The organism is Shewanella sp. 0m-6 (assembly GCF_052977325.1).
The window spans coordinates 1-22,953 of the sequence record NZ_JBRIMD010000037.1 but is presented as its reverse complement, the minus strand read 5'-3'; the positions used below and the strand labels follow the sequence as shown (position 1 = coordinate 22,953).

The window sequence follows — 22,953 nt, the reverse complement described above, 5'->3', positions numbered from 1 at the left end:
TTGAATCTAAAGTTGAATCTAAAGTTGAATCTAAAGTTGAATCAACTTATAACACCGGCGTTTATAGCGCAATATTAAGTAACATTTTAGCGAATAGATTATCACTTAGCCCTCTTGCCATTGAGGGCTAATTTCCTCCATCATGCCTCTCAATAACGAAAAAAGTCTAAAACAACAATAATAGGACCACTTCATGCGTTCAATTTTCTCAGTCTGCGCACTCTCGATGCTCAGTGCCTGTAGTCAACACCCAGCTAACGTCAATAATCCAGCCGACGTCACTTTCGACGAAAGCCGTTTCCGCCAAGATATCAAAACCCTCGCCTCCGATGAATTCGAAGGTCGCGCGCCCACCACTAAAGGTGAACAGCTAACTTTAGATTACTTAAGTGATGCCTTTGCTGAAATGGGGCTTAAAAAACCTAACGGAAAAGATTATCTACAAGCCGTGCCTATGGTGACCTACACAGCATCTGAGCAACAATCCATTCGTTTAGGTGACTTACCACTGAAGTATCGACAAGACGTTGTACTGGGTAGCCGTCACGATGTTGCAAACATCGATATCAATAATGCGCCGCTGGTTTTTGTCGGCTATGGCATTCATGCTCCCGAATATCAATGGAACGATTATCAAGATTTGGATATGAACGGGAAAATTGCGGTGATCTTAGTTAATGATCCCGGCTTTGCTCTGCCAGACTCAGATCTGTTTAATGGTAAGGCCATGACCTACTATGGTCGCTGGAGTTACAAGTTTGAAGAAGCGAGCCGCCAAGGTGCGTTAGGCGCTATCATCATCCATGATACAAAACCGGCCTCTTATCCTTGGTCAGTGGTAGAAAATAGCTGGACCGGAGCTCAGCAAGATCTTGTTCGTAGTGAACAAGAACAAAAGCAACGAATAAAGGTTGAAGGCTGGATCACCTATCGCGTTGCCAGCCAGCTATTTGAAAACGCGGGGTTGTCACTGAACACTGTGTCAGATCGTGCAGCCGCAAGCCCTATTAACCTGCCACTTAACCAAACTGCATCAATTGCGTTTGAAAACAAAGCGCAATATGCCAATAGTTACAATGTGGTGGCAACGTTACCGGGTAACAGCCGCCCAAATGAGCATATTTTGTTTAGCGCTCACTGGGATCATATTGGTATCGATACCAGCAAAGATGGTGACCAGATCTATAACGGCGCACTTGATAACGCCTCTGGCACGGCAGGGATCCTTGAAATTGTACGGCAGTTTGCCAAGCAAGCTAATAGCGGCAACCCCCTTGCCCGCTCCGTGACATTTGTGGCGACAACGGGTGAAGAGCAAGGTCTACTCGGTTCACGATATTACGCATCAAATCCCGTTTATCCACTCGATAAAACCGTTGCTGTATTTAATCTAGACAGCACCAATATCTATGGCCGTACCAGTGATTACACTATCATTGGCAAAGGGAAATCTGAGTTAGAGAACTATCTTGTTGATGCCTTAAAAACCCAAAACCGGATTGCGATAAGAGAAAAATATCCGGAGTCTGGCGGTTTTTTCCGCTCTGATCACTTCAGCTTTGCCAAAGAAGGGGTACCCGCTGTATTCGCTGGCGGCGGCAGTCAGCCAATAGATGAGGCCACTGCACAATATAAAGCGGCCATGAAACTAAAAATGAAAGGCTGTTATCACAATGTCTGTGATGAATATCGTGAAGACTGGGATCTATCTGGCGCCCTCGAAGATTTAGCCATCTATTACCAAGCAGCAACTGAGTTAGGCAACAACAATGACTGGCCAGGGTATTTTAAGGGCACAGAATTTAATGCGCTGCGCCCAGCCAACGATACCTTAGAGCAAGCCAGTAAATAAATTAAATATCGATTGAGTGAATTGAGCGATTAGACACAAAATCTTTAATCACTTTAATTAAGGCAGTACCAATTAACATTTTACCCATTTGAAGGTTTTCAACCAGCCGACTTGCCACCCACTTGTCGGTTTTTTTTGCCTACCTAGGAGTGATTTTTATCAAACCTAAATTTAAGCTTTTAACCACATCATGCTAAAACTGAGCAGATAATCCCCAAAAATGCCGGATTTTCCAATTAATTTGCTCAATTCACTTTAATTTAAACGGCATTACCGTATATCCAATCAAGCTTAACAATGCCCCATTCAAATTGCGGATAACACAAGCCAAAAGCCTTTAAAATATCGATTCATCATTTCAGCCATTTAAAAATAAGACTTTAGATAGCTAAGAAGCCTCTTTTAACGATGATTATTCAAAAGCAGATTTGTATTCTTCAATTTTCAATGGCAGATTAATACTCAATTGAGTTTAAGACCGAAATTTTTTGGAGTGACCTATGTGTTCAATTTTTGCAATTTTAGATATTCAATCCGACGCGACTCCACTGCGTCAAGTCGCTCTAGAGATGTCCAAATTATTGCGTCATCGTGGTCCAGACTGGTCTGGCATTTACAGCAGTGATAAAGCCATTTTAGCCCATGAGCGTTTAGCCATTGTTGACATCGAACATGGTGCGCAGCCACTACTTAGTCAGGATGAGTCAATCGTATTAGCCGTTAACGGTGAGATCTACAACCACAAAGAATTGAAAGCTGAATTAGGCGATAAATATAGCTACCAAACCAACTCCGATTGCGAAGTCATTTTGGCATTATACCAAGAATACGGCACTGAGTTTTTAGACAAGCTAAACGGTATTTTTGCTTTTGTACTTTACGACAAAACTAAAGACACTTATCTAGTAGGTCGTGATCATATGGGGATCATTCCGCTATACACTGGGCGCGATGCTGAAGGTAACTTTTATGTTGCCTCAGAAATGAAAGCGTTAATGCCAGTGTGTAAAACGGTAGAAACCTTTAGCCCAGGACATTACCTTTCAAGTGAACAAGGCGAGCTGACTCAGTATTACCAGCGTGACTGGCGTGATTTTGCCGCTGTGCAAGACAACCCTGCCAGCGCAGAAGATGTACGTGATGCCCTAGAAGCAGCCGTAAAGCGACAATTAATGTCAGATGTGCCTTATGGCGTATTACTGTCGGGTGGTCTTGATTCATCGGTGATTTCAGCAATCACCCAAACCTTTGCTAAGCGCCGTATTGAAGATGACGGAGAAAGCAGCGCATGGTGGCCACAACTGCACTCGTTCGCTGTCGGGCTTGAAGGTGCACCCGATTTAATTGCAGCCAAGAAGGTCGCCGATGCGATCGGCACGATTCACCACGAAATCACTTTTACTTTTCAAGATGGTATCGATGCAATTAAAGATGTGATTTACCACTTAGAAACCTACGATGTCACCACTATCCGCGCGGCAACGCCAATGTACTTGATGGCGCGCAAGATTAAAGCCATGGGCATTAAAATGGTATTGTCGGGTGAAGGTGCTGACGAATTGTTTGGTGGCTACTTGTACTTCCACAAAGCGCCTAACGCACAAGCATTCCACGAAGAGCTAGTACGTAAGCTGGATAAGTTACACCTCTTCGATTGTCTTCGCGCTAACAAAGCCATGGCAGCTTGGGGTCTTGAGGCTCGCGTGCCTTTCTTAGACAAAGAGTTTATGGACGTGGCAATGCGCACTAACCCTGATGCTAAGATGTCGAAAAACGGTAAGATTGAAAAACACATTTTGCGTGAAGCCTTTGAGCACAAGTTACCGAAAGAAGTCGCTTGGCGTCAAAAAGAGCAGTTCAGTGATGGTGTAGGTTACTCATGGATTGATGGCCTTAAAGATCATGCTGCAGACAAAGTGGACGATCTTCAACTGGCAAACGCCAAGTTTAGATTCCCATACAACACACCTGAAACCAAAGAGGCATACTTCTACCGCACCTTCTTTGAAGAGTTATTCCCACTGCCAAGTGCGGCAGAAACTGTGCCAGGTGGTAAGTCTGTTGCTTGTTCAACACCTGAAGCGCTGGCTTGGGACGAAAGCTTGCAAGGGATCATAGATCCGTCAGGCCGTGCAGTGCAATCTGTACACGACAGCGCTTACTAAGCTTTACTCAACACAATAAAGCCACTCATATGAGTGGCTTTTTGCTTTGCACTTTAGATTAATCAGTCATGCTAAAATCAGTTTAACGCTTTAAAGTAATGCTGCTTAATATCGACCACTTCTAAAGTCACACTACTCACCGTTGCAGTAATGAGTGCAATTGCATCATAAACCCGCTCAATCAGTAAAGCCTTCTGCTCATCGGTGCGCCCCGGCATGATAGCAATGTTGAGGTGAATAAAACTGCCCTGCTCTTCCTCGCCGATTTGGAAATAATCACAAGCATAGGCCCGCGTCTTAATCGCTTTTGGCTCAAACAACTCTGACTCAGTAAGACCTCTATGACTGGCGGCAACTAAAGCGTCAATGGATAGCACTTCGGCTAATGGTGCGGAATACTCTATGGTGCAATGTGGCATAGTCTGCTCTTTTTATTCTTAGGGTATGGGGAATAAGGGGATAAAGCCTTACTCAGACCAAACAGCATATTCATTGCCATTCGTGTCCAGAAAGTGAAAACGACGTCCGCCAGGAAAAGTAAAAACTTGCTGGCTTATTTGCCCACCTGCATCAATGACTTTAGTTTGTGATTCTTCAAGCTGATTGGAGTACAGCACGATAAGAGGTGAACCGGAGGCGATAGTGAATGCCTTCTCACTGACAAAAAAACCGCCTGCGATACCCGCATCGACAAAACAGCTATATTCGGGGCCGTAATCAATAAACTCCCAACCGAACACTTGATTAAAGAAAGCCTTAGTCTTATTGATCTCTTTTACTGGGATCTCAAGATAGTTAATACTATGGTGCTGCATATGCCACTCCTGTGAATGCTTAACCCATGATGACTCGCTCTGTGCTTACTAACAAAAGACTTTTTAATAAACACGTTCCTAGATAAAAGCTTAACTCAGCAAATAACGCCTCAGTGATTAAAGCATATTCTGGTTAAAATCACAGCAGCTAAAGCGAGCAATACACGCTTACAAATACCCCATAAAAAAGGGAGCCTAATACCAATCAGTATCAGCTCCCTACTTTAGAACTTTAATTTAGAGCTTTAATTTAGAGCTTTAATCTAAAATTCAATTTAACGCTTTGCTAATGATGTTAGCTTATTTAGCTCTGGATAAGCGCCGCGGCTAAACCGATTAAGCCACCAAATACACCGCCCCACACCACTAACCAACCTAAGTGTTCACGGATCATCTCTTGTATGATCTCTTTAACCAGTTGTGGCGTTAACTCATCGAGCCTTTGGGTCACAATCTCTTCCACCTTGACGCGCATATCCGCAATCATATCGGGCTGCTCTAACTCTTCTTTTACTAATGCGTAAAAGTCATCGCTTTGGGCAATATCACTCAACGAGCTTTTCATTTTCTCGATAAAAGGCTCACGCAGCGGCGTTATCGCATCTGTACCACCAAACATGGCTAGCATACCGCCTAAAGACGATTGCGCCACAGTACTCACCAACGCATCAAATGCCGGAGACAGATCAATTTTATCAATAACAGGTTGCAGATTTAGTTGCTTTTCAATCCCGCCCTCACCTGATAGAAAACGATCGATATTTTCGATCGTAAAAAACTGATTCATCATTAAGTGTGCAATTGCAGCTTTAAATTCTTCAAAACGCGAGGGTATAACCCCTGAGCCGTATAACCCAGGCACCTTCTCAAACAACATATGGATAGCTAACCAATTGGTCACAGCACCAGATAGTGCAAACAAGCCAACAGTTAACACAATCGGTAAAGCAAACAGATAGCCGACAGCAACAAAGATAGCTGCAATCAAATTGGTGATAACACTCTTATTCAAGCTAATTCCCCAAAGCAAGATAAAAAACGCGCTATGGTATCAACCAAGAAAGACCTGAAGCAATAGGTTTAATCACGCTTATTTGATCTGCTTCCCATACACGTGCCCATAGTCAAGACTCATGCAACATCAATGAACATAAGTTGCACTGCTAGCTAAAGCGCAGAAACTGGCTCCTGTAACATATTTATTCGTACGTTAATAAAAACGTTACATTTTAAAAAAACATTATGATACCAGAATCATTTACACGATAATGAAGCTAAAATTAGTAGTGTGAGTATCGACCATTAACAACTTATGCTACGTATGATTTTTGTTAGTGAAATAAACACTCTGCCACAAAATTAAATCGACAAAGGTCTGTATGTCTTTTATCAAAACATCATTTCAAGCTGTGCTGAATGGCTACCGTCAGCGTCCAAAGTATCAGCGTTTACTCATCATAGTGACCGCCATTTATTTTACTTTTACTGCAATACTAGGCTTATTGGTACCCTATATTGTGGTTAAGCAAGTACCCGAGCAGTTATCTTCGTTGCTACAGCGCCCGGTTACTCTTGAAAACGTCAAGGTCAACCCGTTCACTCTTGAAGTCGCCATCGATAAATTCGAATTACAAGAGACAGATAGCAAACCCTTTGTTGGCTTTTCACAATTAAACTTTGAGTACCAATTTTGGGACTCGGTTGTTAATACCGCCTTCAGCATCGCTAATGTCACGTTAACAGCGCCAGTAATCAACGTTGAGCGACTCAATACGCCGCAAACATTACGCTTTAATTTTTCAGATATTATTGAGACATTAGCAAATCGCCCTAAAGATAAAAGCGACGAGGAGCCGACAAAGTCAGCTGGGATCCCGCACTTTATCGTCACAAACTTAGCGATTGTGAATGCTGATCTGAACTTTACAGATAAGCTTACCCATAGCCAATTGCACTACCCAGCATTAAACCTCAATATCAAGTATTTTGACTCTAATCATGCGATTACATCGTCACTTAACAATCTTGAACTTGAACAAAAAACCAACCACTATGCAATTCATGTTGTCGGCCGTAACGGCGGTGAAATTACCACTCAAGGGCTAGTACAATTATCACCCTTGAATATTGTTGGAGATGTGCAACTGACCAATATCCAACTGCCACAATTTTGGTCTTTTATCTCGGCGCAGTTTGCCCCTCAACTAACCTCTGGACAATTTAGTTTATCGAGTCATTATCAGCTGCAAATGCAAGAGAATAAACTTCAGTTTACCACCGACCAGGGCATGCTAGAATTAGCTGACATCAACTTTGATTATCAAAAGCAATCAATTATAAAGCTCCCCATCATCGCTCTTAAAGGTATCGAGTTTAACCTTAAGCAGAGATCGGTAACGGCAGAAACGCTCGATACCGAGGGGCTTGTGCTCAATGCTAAATTGAACAAAGATGGCATTAATCTGGCGACAATCTTTACCCCTATCAATACAACACCAAACGACTCTTCAGCAGTAAAAACCAATAATGATAAGGCTGTCATATCTGCCAATCAGGCTCAAACCGCTAAGAGCAGTTGGACTGCAATACTCAAAGGAATCAACCTTAAAGATTACCAAGTGAATCTAAGCGAGCAATTAGTCACTCAAAATACCTTATGGCAAATAGAGGATATTGAACTGACGACTGGAGCCATAAACGCCGATCTCGCCTCGCCAATTGACTACCAATTATCACTCAACGTGAATCAACAGGGTCTATTGGCATCAAACGGTCATATCGACGCATTAAAACAATTAGTGAACGCCAAAGTGTCAGTCACCAAGTTTGCACTGCCACAAATACAAAACTACCTGAAACCTTATGTCAATATTGAGCTCAAGCAAGGTGATTTTAGCACTGAGGGAGACTTTGCCTTTAATGCCCAAACTCAACAGTTAAGCTATACCGGCAGCTTAGGCGTCAATGACTTACTGATTAAAGATACGCTACAGAAAAAAGACTTAATAAAATGGAAAAACTTAGAGGTCAATCGCTTAGCATTCGATAAAAATGCCAACAGTATCGATATCGATCATGTCGCGCTAAATCAGCCTTATGGCCGGATAATGATCGCTAAAGATAAGAGCACCAACATAGGTGATCTGTTTATAGTACCAACGGCTGCAGCTCCTAAAACCACAACTGAAACCACAACTCAGCATAAAGCCGTCACAGCCAATGTTGTAACTAAGCAAGAGCATCAACAGGAAACAGCTAGCAAGCCACTGGCCTTGACCATCAACAAAATCAGCTTTAAAGAGGGTTCTACCTTTTTCGCCGATAACTCGTTGACACCTAACTTTGCTGCCAGTATCGAATATTTAGATGGCAATATAAGCAAATTGTCTTCAAACAGTGAGCAAACAGCCACCGTAGATATTAAAGGTAAGATTGATCGCTACGCCCCCGTTAGCTTAAAGGGAGATATCAACCCACTGCTTAAGCAGCCTTATTTAGATCTTGCCCTTAGCTTCAAACATGTCGAGCTTACCTCGATAAGCCCCTACGCTGGTACCTACGCAGGTTATTACATTGATAAAGGGCTATTGTCATTAGCGCTTAACTACCGACTCGATAATAGCCAATTAATTGGGGAGAACCATTTAGTCATCGACCAATTAAAGCTGGGACAACCTAGCGATAGTAGTCTTGCTACCACCTTGCCTGTGACTTTGGCCATTGCACTCTTGCAAAATAGACACGGCGTGATTGATTTAGGCCTTAAAGTATCTGGTGATGTAGATGACCCAAGCTTTAGTATTGGCAGCATCGTCATGACCGCCTTTACTAATGTGATCACCAAAGCAGTAACCGCTCCCTTTACTTTGCTTGCGGGGCTACTTGGTTCTGATGAAGAACAACTCGATAAAGTCAGTTTCGCAGCCGGTATCGCGAGCCTCGATGACAGCCAACAAACTAAACTTAACAAGCTGGCCACGGGCTTAGTTGATAGACCCATGCTAACCCTCAGCGTTAAAGGCAGTGTTAACATGCAAGAAGATAGCAAAGCGCTCAGAGAGCAACAGCTTAACGCTAAGCTCGCTCAAACAGCCAAACTGGATATCACATCACTGCCTGTTGATTTATCACCTAGCAGTTACCCAACAACTGGTGCATTGTCTGATGCGCTAATAACGCTCTATGAAACAGAGCTTGCTAGCCCAGCTAAAAAGGTGAAAGAGAAAATCGAAGCAGAACATCAAGGAGAGAACAAACTTACCGTTCTCCAGCTTACACAGCGCTGGCATATCGCACTGTATAACTTTCTGCTGCGTGCACAACGACTCCCAGAGGCTGCACTTGGGCATCTAGCACAACAACGTGCGACTGCGGTTAAAACCTATTTAATTGAACAAGCGAAAATTGAACCACAAAGAATATTCCTACTCGATAGCCAAGTGGAGCTCAATACAGGTTCAAGCCAGGCCTTACTGACCTTGGGTGCGAATTAACGTCAATTCAATTACCTCCTGCCTAATAAAAAGCACGCATCTTTGCGTGCTTTTTATTGGGCAGCTGATCGCAAATCATTCATCGCCATCAAAGAGCTATTGAAAAGAGCTATTACTTATCAACCTTGTGATTAACTGCCTTGTACTTAGCAGGCTTGTACTAGACTACCTTTTGTTTGACAGCCTTGTGCTTGGCTGTCTCCTGCTGAGCTCGCTTGTATTTAGCTGGCTTGTGCTTGGCTAGTAGGCTTTAAACTCAATGTAAGATCGGCTAAAGTCGAGTCATAATCCACATCATAGCAATGCTGATACACTGGCATCATCTAAGGACAGAACCGATGAAACTCGCCCTACTGAGTGATCCTAATACTGAAAATGGCCAAGCCGCAATTAAAGCAGTGCTTACATCCATAGCAACAACCAACAAACATCCCCAGCTAACAATTGGCTATATCGCCTCTGAGCCCGACCCTCAAAGAGAGTACTTTTTGCAAACTCAGCAGATGTATCAAACACTCGATGCAACGCTATCTGTTTATCTTGAGTTAGAATCAGGCTTTTCACCGAGCAGTCTCGAGGCGCTGTTAAACTGCGATGCCATTCATCTCTCTGGCGGTGATACCTATCGTTTCTTAAAAGCAATGCAACAGCAAAAACTATTACCCATTTTGCGCCAATATGCAGTCAATGGTGGTGCACTCATTGGCGTTAGCGCAGGTGCGATGCTCATAACCTCAAGTATTGAAAGCGCTGCACTTTGCGGCGACATCAATCATTGTCAGCTTACAGATTTTACAGCGCTCAACTTAGTGGACTTTATGTTTGCGCCCCACATCAGCCCTGTGCGGCTTGAAAGCAAGTCATTTAAACAACAGCTTTCAGCATTTAGTCAGCAGATCTGTTTATGTCCGGACAATGCCAGCCTAGTAATGATTTCTGGAGCGATAGAAGAGATAGGCCATTGTCATTGGTCAAAGTCATAAAGATGAAAGCAGATCTTTAATCATTACTTTCAACCCTGTAACGCTTGAGTTAAAATCTGCGCGAATAACAATACATCAGAGGTAGTTAATGTTTATCATTCGTTGGGTATTAGGACGTATCATCCTGTTTTTAAACTTTGTTTTTTCACCTAAAAAACTAAAGCGTCCACAAGAAGAACAACAACAAATCGACAACGCAACCAGCAATATGACTATTTACGAATATAAGGCGTGCCCATTTTGCGTTAAAGTTCGTCGTTCTTTGCGTCGCCAAGGCTTAAATATCGTCACTCTCGATGCCAAGCAAGAACCACATAAGAGCACATTGCTAAACGAAGGTGGAAAGCTACAGGTTCCTTGCATGAAAATTGTAGAAAATGGTCAATCAACTTGGATGTATGAGTCTTCAGAGATCATTGGCTTTCTCGATAAAAAATTTGCTTAACCCGCAGGCCTGCTTTCTCGCCCTAAAAGTGTCAACTTAACTCAAGTCGATGTATTTCGGGAGGAGCTGTAAATAAGTAAAAGCAACCAGATAAAACAAAAGGCAGCATATCAATGCTGCCTTTTTCATAGCGGTTACTCAAACGATAATTTAACCCAAGTTACTAATACGTACCGGTTACTATTATTTATCCGTAACTAATACCTGCTAATACCAACTACTTAAGTCTACTACCTTGCATTTGTCGGTGCAGTCAGCACCGCCTTGCCCAGAAGATGTTGATAAATATTATACCCAGCCAGCGCAGCGGTGCCACTCTCTGGTAATTCAAGATGAGCAACATCTAGCGCATAAACAGTGATTTGGTAATTATGTGGCGCAGCACCTTCAGGAGGACAGCCACCGCCAAAGCCTTTGAAGCCAAAATCATTAGAAACCATACTCGCCCCTTTAGGAAGATTCGCCCCTCCCTTTAGACCCGAGTTAGCCGGCAAACTCTGAGTACTTGCTGGTAAATTAACAACCATCCAATGCCACCAGCCGCTCCCAGTAGGTGCATCAGGGTCGTACATTGTCACAGCAAAACTTTTAGTGCCTTCTGGAACATCGCTCCAACTGAGCTCTGGAGAGATATTTTCTCCACTGCAGCCCCATTGATTAAATAGCTGGGCATTTTTAAGGCTCTGACCTTCAGTGACATTTGTACTCTTTAACTCTATCGCCTGACTAGAAAGTGCAAATAAACTACATGCAGCTAATAACAAGACTTTATTGAATCTCATATATCCTACCTATATTGATTTGATTTGATTTGATTTGATTTGATTTGATTTATCTCTACGTCACAATCAAATAAGCATAGTCGAAAAAAGTCGACTTGCCTTTAATCTAAGTTTCGGGGGGCCAACAGATATAATTAAAATTCGATAGCTGCTTGGTTAATCAGTAATACTGATGCCTTCAAAGCTCATCATCAGGGCTCATGGCCTCTTTTATTTCATCACTGCTAAAACCTTTACGGGATAGATACGCATAAGCTTTCGACTTCTCTTTATAGTCAGATAAATCATAGCGCTTTTTTGCTAGCTCTTTTTTACAGCTCTGATAAAAATCAATATTTCCAGCAAGCGTCAATTGATACAAGGTATCGACAAAATCACTCACATCAATCAATCGCTGTTTTAACTCCTGCAAGATAAGAGTTTCACCTTTGCCTTTATTATATAACTTGATGATTTCGGTCGTTAAGTCGGCTTTGTCCGCTTTTACGGCGAGTTTACTGCGCAGGGTTTCACGCATCGGGTGTTGTGATAATGCATGATCAATTTCTACCCGAGAAAAACCTTTTGTGGTCATCATGGCATAGACTTTCTCTTTGTTGGTCCCGTAAAAGTTATCATATCTGTCCAGTAGCCTAGAGGTTGCCATCTCATAGCTATCGACTGTTTGCTCTTGCATCACTTGCTCTATTGCACTATCAACGTCAGCCACTGATACACCGCGCTGCTGTAACTTACGCCTAATCGCGCCAGCACCGAGTTCATGACTAAAGGCTAGCTCGCAATAACGCAGTGCAAAGTCAAAATCATTTTTTAGATACCCACCCTCGATGAGCCTAGCGAGTACGGTATCAATCCATTCTTGATTTTCGGTTTTACGCTCAAGCTTGGTACGAATTTCATTAATGGTGAAATCCTGCTGACTAAGATGCCAATAGGCACTATTAAAAACATTATCGATGGTTTTGGCTTGACGTAATGGTGGGCGCTGCATAACAAATTGAACTTAAATTAAAAAGTAACCAAAGCCAGTGTAGCAGATCCCAGTATTGTTGAGGAATAGCCCTGTGACCGGATCCCACGCTACCGAACAAGCAGCCACTATGTCCTCATAAACTTTAAAACTATACTTAACATAATGATGTGGCCGCAGCACTCCGGTATTTATTGGACAATAACAGTCCTTCATTAAAGAGAAGCACTTCGTGGTGAGGTTTGTTTAATTCATATATAAATCGCGGCTAATCTTAGTGACAGTATTAGCGACTGTGAGACTGTATTAGCCACGATAACAGCCGCATATTAGCCACGATTAATCATGCCTTTAAGCACAATATCGTGGTAACTAACAAGTCCTGCTATTTTGTTATCCTCAATCACTGGCGCCTTGGTAATACCGAAACGGTCAAACAAACGTGCGCTATAGCGAACATCCATCCGCCCAGGTACCGTCAGCACAGGTTTAACCATAATCTCATACACATTCACTCGCTCTGGCGATCTATCTTGTGCTAAAACCTTTTTAGCGATGTCACTCATCAACACCATACCAAACTCATCATCATCGTGACGTTTATTAACAAACAATACGTTCACCTTATTGTTAACTGCATGTTCAATAGCTTCTGCTACGGTTTGCAGTCCATCAATCATGGCGTAGTCTTGACTCATCACATCATGATTTCTTACAGGGTTTTCGGTCTTCATATTTGGTCCTCAATATCACGACTTAATTTTTGTACTTGGTGCGCAACACCTACCGCATCTTCCACATCGATTTGAATAGCGATACCTTTACCGGAATCGCTATCAAACTCACCCACTTCACTTACGGTTTCTAAAATGGTTCGACATAAATGCTCTTCAACTAATAACAACACCACATCTCGCTGAACATCTAACGTTAAGCCCATAAAGGTTTTCTGTTTCTTAAGACCTTCACCGCGAGCGTGATTAATGACTGTAGCGCCTGTCGCACCTTTACTACGAGCCGCATCTAAAACCGAGTCTGTACAGGCATCATCAATAAACACCAGAATAAGTTTAAAGCGCATTATCTCGCTCCTTTTGGGTTCTATTCTTAAATTCCACCAATTGGGCATAGCCCATCACAGTGATCATGGGAAACAAGCTGGCAAAGGCAATAAGGCCAAAGCCATCAATAAGGGGATTACGTCCCTCAACATTGGTCGCTAAGCCTAAACCTAAAGCAGCAACTAACGGAACGGTGACCGTAGAGGTCGTCACACCGCCAGAATCATAAGCCAGTGGTACTATCATTTTAGGTGCATAAAAGGTTTGAATAACCACCAGCACATAACCCGCCATAATGTAGTAGTGAATAGGATCCCCAACGACAATTCGAAAGCACCCTAATGCAATACCAAAGGCTACGCCGATAGCCACTGAAATACGTAAGCCTTGAATACCGATAGTGCCACCGGAAACCTGATTGGCTTTAATCGCCACCGCAATCAAAGAAGGCTCAGCAATAGTCGTACTAAAACCAATTGCTGCGGCAAAAATGTAAACCCAATAATAGTCCTGCCAAGCATTAACTGTATTTTGTAAATCGCCTTCATGGATAAACTCATGGGAGGTAAGCTGTTCTGCCATACTCTCGCCAATGGGGAACAGCGCCATCTCTAGACCGACTAAGAAAAAGCTTAGCCCTAAAATGACATACACAAACCCCGCAACCACTCGTCGCCAATTGGCAACAGGCCTTTTTAATACGCCGAGCTGAAAACCAAAAAGAATAATCGCTATCGGCACCACATCGCGTATGGTGACCAGTAAGGTATCAAGCACTTGGTGCAACATATCCATTAAAGCACTCCCATTAAAGCACCACTATTAAAGCACCACTATTAAAGCACCACCATTCCGTAAATAAGCACAAAGATCATTGGCATTAAACTGGCAAAAGCAATCAGGCCAAAGCCATCTAACATCGGGTTTCGGCCCTTAATCACTGTGGCAAGCCCCACACCTAGAGCTGTCACTAAAGGCACGGTAATTGTTGATGTTGTCACCCCGCCAGAATCATAGGCGATACCAATAATGTTTTCAGGCGCAAATGAGGTCAAAATCATCACTATGATGTAGCCTGAAATAATCAGGTAATGGATAGGCCAGCCTTTTAAAATTCTGACCACACCAAGCAAAATTGCCAGGCCCACTGATAAGGCCACGGTTAATCTCAGCCCCATAGCGTAGCTATCCATTGACGCTTCACTCGACTTTATCGCCCCGACCTCAGCTGCTACCTCCGCCGCTTCATTAGCCACAGCGGTTAACGCAGGCTCTGCCAATGTGGTGCCAAAGCCGAGCGAAAAAGAAAATACCACTAACCAAAACACGCTGCCCTTGCGAGCCAGTGCCTGCGCAAGCGATTCACCGATGGGAAACAGTCCCATTTCGAGACCAAATACAAAGAAAGTTAACCCGACGATAATGAAAACAAGACCGATTAAAATCGAAAAAAGGTTATCGGGTGCTTGTTGTAAGACAAATATCTCAAAGAAGCAGACCACCAAAATAATAGGGATCAAATCTTTGAAACTATTAAACAACGCCTTTAACAGCTGATTGATTGAAGCCATATTCACTCCTTTGGGGCCACATTTTCAGTGTGCCAAAACGAGCGCGGATCACAACAAATATTTAACAGGCGTTACACCAAGTTTGCGCTAGATCAAATATCGAGGCTATCGAAACAAAAATTAAGCTGTTAGGCAGCAAAACAAATCAAGAGATCCAGCAAGAAATCATTGCCCGCGCTTTTACATACTGGTTGTAGGTCTCTTTGTTGATGCATTATTGTGCGCAATGTTCATTTAACGGCTTACAAGCTACAAACAATCAAATTCGACAATGACAGTTTTTAGCAAAATCCACTCAAAAAACACCAAAATCACCCTATAAAAATAAAATTAGACAAATTTATACACTCAATTAGTGAAAATCAGTCAAAAATAGAAATATTCAATTGACAGCTTTCACCCGCAAATGTTTTTATATAGTCACTGAAACAAACAAGATGAATTTTAAATGACACAGTTTAATACTTTCCAAAACATTAATTGGTGGTGGCACTTCCCAACTTAGCGGGTGGTGTGAAACTGTGTGCTCATAGAACTGAGCCAAGATTCAACAAGAAAGCCCGCACACTCTGCGGGCTTTCTTGTATTTAAGCGATAATAAAACAGCGAGAAACAAGAAAGCCAAGGCAGCGGGCAATGAGCAATGACGTGTAATAGGCATCGTGATTGATATAAGATAAAGTGAGATAAAACAATGAATAATGCATTACCCTACAAGGCAGGAGCAGGAGCATGACACAGCATACTATCGCTAAAGTTGTCACTCAAAAAGAGGCGTTGGCATATCACGATGACCCGCTTCGCTTATACCAGCATGTGACTCAAGATGCCCCTCATACCATGTTGCTTGAATCGGCTGAAATTGACAGCAAAGATCACTTAAAGAGTATCGTCCTGACACACTCAGCCATGAAGATCCGCTGCGACGGTTACCAGTTACAATTTCAAGCGTTAACTGACAATGGTAAGGCATTGCTAGCCCCTATCCGCACATTCTTTCAGCAAGCTTTTCCAAGTAGCCAATGCCAAGTAACTTCCGAATCGAGCCTCATTGTTACCCTACAAAAAGAGCGTAATCAACTCGATGAAGATGCCCGCTTAAAGTCGACCTCCCCGCTCGATGGTCTCAGAATGCTGGTTAAACACATTCGCTGTGATGAAAGCCCTGAGTTTGAAGATCTGTTTCTGGGCGGCGTACTCTCTTATGACTTAATTGATACCGTAGAACCGCTACCAAGTGTGCCAGAGGGGGATAACACCTGCCCAGACTACTTGTTTTACCTCGCCGAAACGTTAATTCTTGTGGATCATCAGCAGCAAAGCGCTGAAATTGTTACTCATCAATTTATTGAGCCCACACACGTTACCTCAAGCCACGTAAGCCAACAGCTCAATGAGCGTATGGCCCAATTACAGCAAGCCTGTCACTCACTCGCTCCCATTGCAAAATTGCAAACAGTTGACGCCCAAACCCAAGTCAATATTTGTGATGAAGACTTCAAAGGTACCGTCAATGCTCTCAAAGAGCACATTATTGCCGGCGATATTTTCCAAGTGGTGCCATCTCGTAGTTTTAGCTTACCTTGCCCAAATACATTAGGTGCATACCGTGCGTTAAGGCTGACGAATCCAAGCCCTTACATGTTTTATTTTCGCGGTGACGACTTTACTTTGTTTGGTGCATCACCTGAAAGTGCACTCAAATATGAAGCTAAGAGCAATCAAGTTGAGATCTACCCGATTGCAGGTACTCGTAAACGGGGTAAAACCGCCAGTGGCGAAATCGACTTTGATCTAGATAGCCGCAACGAGCTTGAACTGCGCTTAGATAAAAAAGAGCTGTCTGAACACATTATGTTAGTTGATTTAGCCCGCAACGATATTGCCCGTATTAGCCAAAGCGGTACCCGTAAAGTACCTGAACTACTAAAGGTAGACAGATACTCCCACGTGATGCATTTAGTCAGCCGAGTAACAGGTCAGTTAAGAACTGACTTAGATGCCCTTCATGCTTATCAAGCTTGCATGAACATGGGTACATTAACAGGTGCCCCGAAGGTCAGCGCGGCCCAACTTATTCGCGGCGCTGAAAAAACACGCCGTGGCAGCTACGGCGGCGCCGTAGGTTACTTAAATGGCCTTGGTGATATGGATACCTGTATTGTGATCCGCTCAGCCTTTGTAAAAGATGGCACCGCCTATATTCAAGCAGGTGCAGGCGTAGTGTTTGACTCCGATCCGCAAGCCGAAGCCGATGAGACTCGCCAAAAAGCACAAGCGGTAATTTCAGCCATAAAGATGGGAGGTGGACGATGAAAATCTATCTACTCGATAATTTCGACTCGTTCACTTACAACCTAGTGGATCAGTTTAGAAGCCTTGGTTATGAAGTCGTGATCTACCGTAACGATGTTGACGCTAACTTTATCGCCAACAAACTGTTAAACGAAACCGTGCCAGCGGCCCTGGTATTATCACCTGGGCCTGGCGCGCCCCATGAAGCTGGCTCGCTGATGGCATTAATTGAAAGTGTAGCGGGAAAAGTCCCAATGCTGGGCATTTGTCTTGGCCACCAAGCATTAGTTGAGCATTACGGCGGTAAAGTTGAGCGCGCCAAACAAGTCGTTCATGGTAAAGCGAGCCCAACCTTTCATAACGGCCAAGGGATCTTTGTAGGTTTGCCATCACCGCTTCCTGTGGCTCGTTATCACAGCTTAGTGGCAACGAAAGTGCCAGATTGCTTAGAGGTTATCGCCACCACAGAAGAGATGCCAATGGCGATTATTCATAGACAAGACAAGGCGGTGGGTTTTCAGTTTCACCCTGAATCGATTTTAACCACCTTAGGCAGCCAATTATTAGTGCAAAGCTTAGATTATCTTGCCCGCTCTTTAGCTGATGGAAACCAGAACCTAACTAGCCTAAGCCCAACAGAAGTAAAAGGATAAGATTATGAGCCAAACTCAAGTTAAACCAATTGAAATCAAGCCTACTGAAGCTCTTATCGAAGCCCTTTATCGCGGTGAGAGCCTAACTCGACAAGAAGCTAAGGTGCTCTTTAGCCAAATCATTCAAGGCAAAATGGACCCCGTCAGCATGGGTGGTATGCTGGTTGCTATGAAAATGCGCGGCGAAACCATAGATGAAATATCCGGTGCAGCAGATGCACTGCGCGCGGCAGCGAAAGCCTTTCCGACCCCAAGTGAAACAACCGTTAATAAAGGTATCCTTGATATCGTCGGCACTGGTGGCGACGGCCATAACACTATCAATATCTCAACCACTGCCGCCTTTGTCGCTGCAGCGGCGGGCGCCAATGTAGCTAAACACGGTAACCGTAGTGTGTCGAGTAAATCAGGCTCTTCAGACTTACTGGCGCAATTTGGCATCGATTTGACCATGGCACCAGAAACTGCGCGTGATTGTTTAGACGAGCTAGGTTTATGCTTCTTGTTTGCCCCACACTATCATGGCGGTGTCGCCCACGCAGTACCTGTGCGCCAAGCACTAAAAACCCGCACTTTATTTAACGTATTGGGGCCTTTGATTAACCCGTCCCACCCAAACTTTATGCTGCTTGGCGTGTATAGCCCTGAACTGGTAGCGCCTATTGCCCAGGTCGTTAAAGCCCTTGGGATCAAGCGCGCTATGGTGGTTCATGGTAGCGGCCTTGATGAAGTGGCACTACACGGCGATACCTTAGTACATGAGTTAAAAGATGGCGAGATCAGCGAGTACCGCATTACGCCTGCCATGTTAGGCGTACCAAACGCTGAACTAACAGATTTAGAAGGCGGCGCGCCTGAAGAAAATGCAGAGCACACCCGTGCTATTTTACAAGGCGCAGGCCAAAGCGCCCACATGAATGCCGTTGCTATCAATGCTGGCTGCGCGCTGTATGTTGCAGGTGTGTGTGATGATGTAAGAGCTGGTACTGCCTTAGCGTTAGAGACAATTAAAAGCGGTAAAGCCTACGAGTTATTGACCCAGCTGGCTAACGCTAGCCAAGCTGCGAAAGGAGCCTAATGTGAGCATGGATCTAACAAAGCCAACAGCAGCTAAAGAAAGCAACGTATTAACTAAGATTGTTGATACAAAAGCGGCGCATATTATCGAATTAAAGCAACGCTTTCCTGAAGCAAGCTTAACGCCTAAAACCTCTGATAGAAGCTTATTTGATGCGTTAAACGCCCCCAATGCTGGCTTTATTTTAGAGTGTAAAAAGGCCAGTCCATCAAAAGGCTTGATTCGTGATGTATTCGATGTCGATGCGATTAGCGACGTCTATAACCACTACGCTGCTGGTATTTCTGTATTAACGGATGAGCAGTTCTTTCAAGGCGATATGGACTATATTCCGCGTGTACGCGCGCGCGTTAGTCAGCCCATTTTATGCAAAGACTTTTTCGTAGACGAATATCAAGTCAAACTTGCCGCTCACCAAGGCGCTGATGCCATCTTGCTCATGTTGTCGGTGCTCGATGACGAACGTTATCAAGCGCTTGCTGCAGAAGCGAAAAAATACCAACTCGATATTTTAACTGAAGTCAGCAACCAGGTTGAATTAACTCGCGCCATTGATCTTAATGCTGCGATTATCGGTATTAATAATCGTAATCTTCGCGACTTATCGACCGACCTTGCTACCACAGAAGAGCTTGCACCGCATATTCCGGCAGACAGAGTAGTGATCAGTGAATCAGGTATTTATAACCAAGCACAAGTTCGCCGTTTAGCCCCATTAGTTGATGGCTTCTTGGTTGGCAGCTCATTGATGGCAGAAGACGATCTGGACCTTGCCTGCAGAACTCTTACACTTGGTCACAACAAAGTATGTGGGTTAACCCGCATCGAAGATATGCTTGCCGTGGCTAAAGCTGGCGCAGTCTATGGCGGCCTGATCTTTGCTAAAAAATCACCGCGTGCCGTGACTGCACAGCAAGCACAGGGTTTAGTCGAGCAGCTCAAGCAAACTGGCATCAAGCTGAGCCTAGTTGGGGTATTTGTGAACGAAGCGGTCGATGTTATCGCTAAGCTGGCTATCGATTTAGGCCTATTTGCAGTGCAGTTACACGGTAAAGAAACCGAGCTTGAAATCGCTGAGTTAACAGCAATATTTGCCAAGCAGAACTGCCAAACACAAATTTGGAAAGCCATTGCGGTAAATACTGATGTTGAAGGTAATAACGGTGATGAGCTTGTAATTCCAGAAGGTATCGACCGCGTAGTATTTGATAGTAAATCAGACGGCCAATTTGGCGGTACCGGTCAATGCTTTGACTGGCAAAAGGTTCTTCCGAGTAAAGAGCTCGCGCTACTGGCTGGCGGTTTAAGCCCTGATAACGCAGTGCAAGCGGCAAACCAAGGATTTTATGGCTTAGATTTTAACTCTGGTCTTGAGCAAAGCCCTGGAATTAAAGATGCCAACAAAATTACTGAAACATTTGCGCGACTGCGCCAGTACTAATTAAATTGAAAATAAGTACCAAATAGATTCAAAGCAACAGCCTAAACAAGATTATGCCATTGGCTCAACCAGCCAGTGGCAACAAATTGAAAAGATAAAGGACAAGATTATGAGCAAGTTAAATCCCTACTTTGGGGAATACGGCGGTATGTACGTACCACAGATTTTAATGCCAGCCCTTAAGCAGTTAGAAACCGCCTTTATCGAAGCGCAAGAAGATGAGGCGTTTCAACAAGAGTTCACTGAATTATTGAAAAATTATGCGGGCCGCCCAACAGCGTTAACACTGACCCGTAACTTAAGCCCTAACCCGTTAGCCAAAATTTACCTAAAGCGTGAAGATCTACTGCATGGCGGTGCCCATAAAACCAACCAGGTTTTAGGTCAGGCGCTACTGGCTAAACGTATGGGTAAGAAAGAGATCATCGCCGAAACCGGCGCTGGCCAACATGGCGTTGCTACCGCCCTTGCCTGCGCCTTACTCGGTCTTAAGTGTAAAGTGTATATGGGCGCTAAAGATGTTGAGCGTCAGTCACCTAACGTATTTAGAATGAAGTTAATGGGCGCTGAAGTTATTCCTGTCACCTCTGGTTCTGCCACGTTGAAAGATGCTTGCAACGAGGCGATGCGTGACTGGTCTGGCAGCTATGACAAAGCCCACTATCTACTTGGCACAGCAGCGGGCCCACACCCATTCCCAACAATTGTACGTGAGTTCCAACGCATGATTGGCGAAGAAACCAAAGCGCAGATCCTTGAACGTGAAGGTCGTTTGCCTGATGCCGTTATCGCCTGTGTCGGCGGTGGCTCAAACGCGATTGGTATGTTTGCAGATTTTATCGACGAGAAAGAAGTGGCACTGATTGGTGTAGAGCCAGCAGGAAAAGGCATCGATACCCCAATGCACGGCGCGCCACTTAAGCACGGTAAAACCGGTATTTTCTTCGGTATGAAAGCGCCATTAATGCAAGACAGCGAAGGCCAAATTGAGGAGTCTTACTCTGTTTCTGCAGGACTTGATTTCCCATCGGTTGGCCCACAGCATGCGCACCTTGCAGCCACGGGGCGCGCTACGTATGAGTCTGCGACCGATGATGAAGCGCTTGAAGCCTTTCAGCTACTCGCTCGTTCAGAGGGCATTATTCCGGCACTGGAGTCTGCTCACGCGATTGCTTATGCGGTAAAACTGGCAAAAGAAGCCACCAAAGAAACCCTGCTTGTGGTTAACCTATCAGGTCGCGGCGATAAAGATATCTTCACCGTTGCGGACATTCTTGAGAAACAGGAAGTTGAAGAGAAAAAAGCTGAGCAACAAAAAGTTGAACAGCAAAGCTCAGAACAAAACCAAACAACTGCAGCACAAAACAGCTAGGAGAGTGGCAATGAGTCAACGTTATCAGGCAGCCTTTGCCGCCCTAAATGAAAAAAAACAAGGCGCATTTGTGCCATTCGTGACCTTAGGTGATCCGTCACCTGAGATATCACTAAAAATTATCGACACCCTAGTTAAAAATGGTGCCGATGCACTAGAACTTGGCTTTCCATTTTCTGATCCATTAGCCGACGGTCCGGTAATACAAGGAGCCAACCTACGCTCATTAGCGGCAGGCACTACGCCAACACAGTGCTTTGAGATGCTAAGCAGTATTCGAGCTAAATACCCTGAACTGCCGATTGGCCTGCTTCTATATGCCAACCTGGTCTTTGCCAACGGTGTCGACACCTTCTACGCAAAATGCCAAGCCGCGGGTGTAGATTCAGTATTGATTGCCGATGTGCCAGTTGAAGAAGCGACCCCGTTTATCGAGTCTGCAAAAGCTCACGGTATTGCACCAATTTTTATCGCGCCGCCCAATGCGGATAGTGACACTCTCAAGCTTGTGAGTGAAAAAGGCCAAGGCTATACCTACCTACTCTCGCGCGCAGGTGTCACTGGAACAGAATCCAAAGCCGGTATGCCAATTACCGATATCCTCAACCGTTTAAAAGAGTTTAATGGCGCGCCGCCTTTGCTAGGCTTTGGTATTGCCGAGCCGAGCCAGGTAAAAGCAGCTATTGATGCTGGCGCTGCGGGCGCAATTTCAGGCTCTGCCGTGGTGAAAATCATTGACGCGAATAAAGACAACGAGGCAGCGCTCCTTAGCGCCCTTGCTGAATTTACTCGCAATATGAAAGCCGCAACCGCTCGCTAATTTGCTATTACTACAAACAAAAAAATAGCGCCTTAATGGCGCTATTTTTATTAGTAGACTCTTTGCCTATAAGCTTAAATAAGCAACTCAAGCAACTCAAGCAACTCAAGCAACTCAAGCAACTCAAGCAATAAGCTTATTTTAGCATCTCGTTAAT

The 22,953-nt window shown here is 44.1% G+C and carries 20 protein-coding genes; 11 read left to right on the top strand and 9 right to left on the bottom strand.

The window, feature by feature from the left end; translation table 11 throughout:
- Window positions 1-193 precede the first annotated feature (193 nt).
- Both ACVBJC_RS18810 and asnB read left to right on the top strand, forming a co-directional pair.
- A complete protein-coding gene (locus tag ACVBJC_RS18810; protein WP_447162455.1) occupies window positions 194-1,852 on the top strand; it encodes a M28 family metallopeptidase in 1,659 nt (552 codons plus the stop codon).
- 500 nt (window positions 1,853-2,352) lie between these two features.
- Window positions 2,353-4,017: an asparagine synthase B gene (gene asnB / locus ACVBJC_RS18805; RefSeq protein WP_447162454.1), complete on the top strand. Its 1,665-nt coding sequence runs from the start codon at window positions 2,353-2,355 to the stop codon at window positions 4,015-4,017.
- A gap of 77 nt (window positions 4,018-4,094) precedes the next feature.
- Here the strand turns inward: asnB and ACVBJC_RS18800 are convergent, their stop codons facing one another.
- From ACVBJC_RS18800 to ACVBJC_RS18790, 3 genes are all read right to left on the bottom strand, one after another.
- Window positions 4,095-4,436, bottom strand: coding sequence for a 5-carboxymethyl-2-hydroxymuconate Delta-isomerase (locus ACVBJC_RS18800; RefSeq protein WP_447162453.1), 342 nt, complete (start codon window positions 4,434-4,436; stop codon window positions 4,095-4,097).
- A gap of 48 nt (window positions 4,437-4,484) precedes the next feature.
- Complete coding sequence (locus ACVBJC_RS18795) at window positions 4,485-4,832, bottom strand: VOC family protein (protein ID WP_447162452.1); 348 nt, start codon at window positions 4,830-4,832, stop codon at window positions 4,485-4,487.
- 304 nt (window positions 4,833-5,136) lie between these two features.
- Entirely contained in the window at window positions 5,137-5,844 is a 708-nt protein-coding gene (locus ACVBJC_RS18790) for a DUF445 domain-containing protein (RefSeq protein WP_447162451.1), read from the bottom strand.
- Window positions 5,845-6,211: 367 nt separating this feature from the next.
- On the opposite strand from ACVBJC_RS18790, the gene ACVBJC_RS18785 reads away from it, so the two are divergent.
- The 3 genes from ACVBJC_RS18785 to ACVBJC_RS18775 all read left to right on the top strand — a co-directional run bounded on the left by ACVBJC_RS18785 (window position 6,212) and on the right by ACVBJC_RS18775 (window position 10,753).
- Entirely contained in the window at window positions 6,212-9,325 is a 3,114-nt protein-coding gene (locus ACVBJC_RS18785) for a DUF748 domain-containing protein (protein ID WP_447162450.1), read from the top strand.
- Between the two features lie 338 nt (window positions 9,326-9,663).
- Window positions 9,664-10,308, top strand: coding sequence for a Type 1 glutamine amidotransferase-like domain-containing protein (locus ACVBJC_RS18780; RefSeq protein WP_447162449.1), 645 nt, complete (start codon window positions 9,664-9,666; stop codon window positions 10,306-10,308).
- An 88-nt stretch (window positions 10,309-10,396) separates the two neighbouring features.
- The gene (locus ACVBJC_RS18775; RefSeq protein ID WP_447162448.1) at window positions 10,397-10,753 is read left to right on the top strand and encodes a glutathione S-transferase N-terminal domain-containing protein; all 357 of its coding nucleotides are present in this window, start codon (window positions 10,397-10,399) and stop codon (window positions 10,751-10,753) included.
- A 230-nt stretch (window positions 10,754-10,983) separates the two neighbouring features.
- On the opposite strand, the gene ACVBJC_RS18770 is transcribed toward ACVBJC_RS18775, so the two are convergent.
- From ACVBJC_RS18770 to ACVBJC_RS18745, 6 genes are all read right to left on the bottom strand, one after another.
- On the bottom strand, window positions 10,984-11,535 hold the full coding sequence (locus ACVBJC_RS18770) for a YbhB/YbcL family Raf kinase inhibitor-like protein (protein ID WP_447162447.1): 552 nt from the start codon (window positions 11,533-11,535) through the stop codon (window positions 10,984-10,986).
- A gap of 178 nt (window positions 11,536-11,713) precedes the next feature.
- The gene (locus tag ACVBJC_RS18765) at window positions 11,714-12,526 is read right to left on the bottom strand and encodes a RecX family transcriptional regulator (RefSeq protein WP_447162446.1); all 813 of its coding nucleotides are present in this window, start codon (window positions 12,524-12,526) and stop codon (window positions 11,714-11,716) included.
- 308 nt (window positions 12,527-12,834) lie between these two features.
- Window positions 12,835-13,239 (bottom strand): CBS domain-containing protein, encoded by a 405-nt coding sequence (locus ACVBJC_RS18760; protein WP_447162445.1) that lies wholly within the window; start codon window positions 13,237-13,239, stop codon window positions 12,835-12,837.
- Window positions 13,236-13,586 (bottom strand): P-II family nitrogen regulator, encoded by a 351-nt coding sequence (locus tag ACVBJC_RS18755; RefSeq protein ID WP_447162444.1) that lies wholly within the window; start codon window positions 13,584-13,586, stop codon window positions 13,236-13,238. The genes ACVBJC_RS18760 and ACVBJC_RS18755 overlap by 4 nt, the downstream gene beginning before the upstream one ends.
- A complete protein-coding gene (locus ACVBJC_RS18750; protein WP_447162443.1) occupies window positions 13,576-14,361 on the bottom strand; it encodes a DUF1538 domain-containing protein in 786 nt (261 codons plus the stop codon). Before ACVBJC_RS18750 ends, ACVBJC_RS18755 begins: the two co-directional genes overlap by 11 nt.
- A gap of 41 nt (window positions 14,362-14,402) precedes the next feature.
- On the bottom strand, window positions 14,403-15,137 hold the full coding sequence (locus tag ACVBJC_RS18745; protein WP_447162442.1) for a DUF1538 family protein: 735 nt from the start codon (window positions 15,135-15,137) through the stop codon (window positions 14,403-14,405).
- Window positions 15,138-15,869: 732 nt separating this feature from the next.
- On the opposite strand from ACVBJC_RS18745, the gene ACVBJC_RS18740 reads away from it, so the two are divergent.
- The 6 genes from ACVBJC_RS18740 to trpA all read left to right on the top strand — a co-directional run bounded on the left by ACVBJC_RS18740 (window position 15,870) and on the right by trpA (window position 22,796).
- Window positions 15,870-17,453, top strand: a complete 1,584-nt coding sequence (locus ACVBJC_RS18740; protein ID WP_447162441.1) for an anthranilate synthase component 1 — start codon at window positions 15,870-15,872, stop codon at window positions 17,451-17,453.
- A complete protein-coding gene (locus tag ACVBJC_RS18735; RefSeq protein WP_447162440.1) occupies window positions 17,450-18,085 on the top strand; it encodes an aminodeoxychorismate/anthranilate synthase component II in 636 nt (211 codons plus the stop codon). Before ACVBJC_RS18740 ends, ACVBJC_RS18735 begins: the two co-directional genes overlap by 4 nt.
- A 28-nt stretch (window positions 18,086-18,113) precedes the next feature.
- Window positions 18,114-19,163: an anthranilate phosphoribosyltransferase gene (trpD, locus tag ACVBJC_RS18730; protein WP_447162461.1), complete on the top strand. Its 1,050-nt coding sequence runs from the start codon at window positions 18,114-18,116 to the stop codon at window positions 19,161-19,163.
- 7 nt (window positions 19,164-19,170) lie between these two features.
- Window positions 19,171-20,604, top strand: coding sequence for a bifunctional indole-3-glycerol-phosphate synthase TrpC/phosphoribosylanthranilate isomerase TrpF (gene trpCF / locus ACVBJC_RS18725; RefSeq protein WP_447162460.1), 1,434 nt, complete (start codon window positions 19,171-19,173; stop codon window positions 20,602-20,604).
- Between the two features lie 109 nt (window positions 20,605-20,713).
- Window positions 20,714-21,976 carry a tryptophan synthase subunit beta gene (gene trpB, locus ACVBJC_RS18720; protein ID WP_447162439.1) on the top strand — a complete coding sequence of 421 codons (1,263 nt, stop codon included), beginning with the start codon at window positions 20,714-20,716 and terminating at the stop codon, window positions 21,974-21,976.
- Between the two features lie 10 nt (window positions 21,977-21,986).
- Window positions 21,987-22,796: a tryptophan synthase subunit alpha gene (gene trpA / locus ACVBJC_RS18715; RefSeq protein ID WP_447162438.1), complete on the top strand. Its 810-nt coding sequence runs from the start codon at window positions 21,987-21,989 to the stop codon at window positions 22,794-22,796.
- Window positions 22,797-22,953 lie beyond the last annotated feature (157 nt).

Bases quoted from the DNA above. Each gene is read 5' to 3' on its own strand.
- ACVBJC_RS18745 (WP_447162442.1), bottom strand. From the start codon at position 15,137: ATGGCTTCAATCAATCAGCTGTTAAAGGCGTTGTTTAATAGTTTCAAA.
- ACVBJC_RS18755 (WP_447162444.1), bottom strand. From the start codon at position 13,586: ATGCGCTTTAAACTTATTCTGGTGTTTATTGATGATGCCTGTACAGAC.
- ACVBJC_RS18800 (WP_447162453.1), bottom strand. From the start codon at position 4,436: ATGCCACATTGCACCATAGAGTATTCCGCACCATTAGCCGAAGTGCTA.
- ACVBJC_RS18750 (WP_447162443.1), bottom strand. From the start codon at position 14,361: ATGGATATGTTGCACCAAGTGCTTGATACCTTACTGGTCACCATACGC.
- ACVBJC_RS18735 (WP_447162440.1), top strand. From the start codon at position 17,450: ATGAAAATCTATCTACTCGATAATTTCGACTCGTTCACTTACAACCTA.
- ACVBJC_RS18780 (WP_447162449.1), top strand. From the start codon at position 9,664: ATGAAACTCGCCCTACTGAGTGATCCTAATACTGAAAATGGCCAAGCC.
- ACVBJC_RS18770 (WP_447162447.1), bottom strand. From the start codon at position 11,535: ATGAGATTCAATAAAGTCTTGTTATTAGCTGCATGTAGTTTATTTGCA.
- trpCF (WP_447162460.1), top strand. From the start codon at position 19,171: ATGGATCTAACAAAGCCAACAGCAGCTAAAGAAAGCAACGTATTAACT.
- trpB (WP_447162439.1), top strand. From the start codon at position 20,714: ATGAGCAAGTTAAATCCCTACTTTGGGGAATACGGCGGTATGTACGTA.
- ACVBJC_RS18810 (WP_447162455.1), top strand. From the start codon at position 194: ATGCGTTCAATTTTCTCAGTCTGCGCACTCTCGATGCTCAGTGCCTGT.
- ACVBJC_RS18740 (WP_447162441.1), top strand. From the start codon at position 15,870: ATGACACAGCATACTATCGCTAAAGTTGTCACTCAAAAAGAGGCGTTG.
- ACVBJC_RS18785 (WP_447162450.1), top strand. From the start codon at position 6,212: ATGTCTTTTATCAAAACATCATTTCAAGCTGTGCTGAATGGCTACCGT.
- ACVBJC_RS18795 (WP_447162452.1), bottom strand. From the start codon at position 4,832: ATGCAGCACCATAGTATTAACTATCTTGAGATCCCAGTAAAAGAGATC.
- asnB (WP_447162454.1), top strand. From the start codon at position 2,353: ATGTGTTCAATTTTTGCAATTTTAGATATTCAATCCGACGCGACTCCA.
- ACVBJC_RS18760 (WP_447162445.1), bottom strand. From the start codon at position 13,239: ATGAAGACCGAAAACCCTGTAAGAAATCATGATGTGATGAGTCAAGAC.
- ACVBJC_RS18775 (WP_447162448.1), top strand. From the start codon at position 10,397: ATGTTTATCATTCGTTGGGTATTAGGACGTATCATCCTGTTTTTAAAC.
- ACVBJC_RS18765 (WP_447162446.1), bottom strand. From the start codon at position 12,526: ATGCAGCGCCCACCATTACGTCAAGCCAAAACCATCGATAATGTTTTT.
- trpA (WP_447162438.1), top strand. From the start codon at position 21,987: ATGAGTCAACGTTATCAGGCAGCCTTTGCCGCCCTAAATGAAAAAAAA.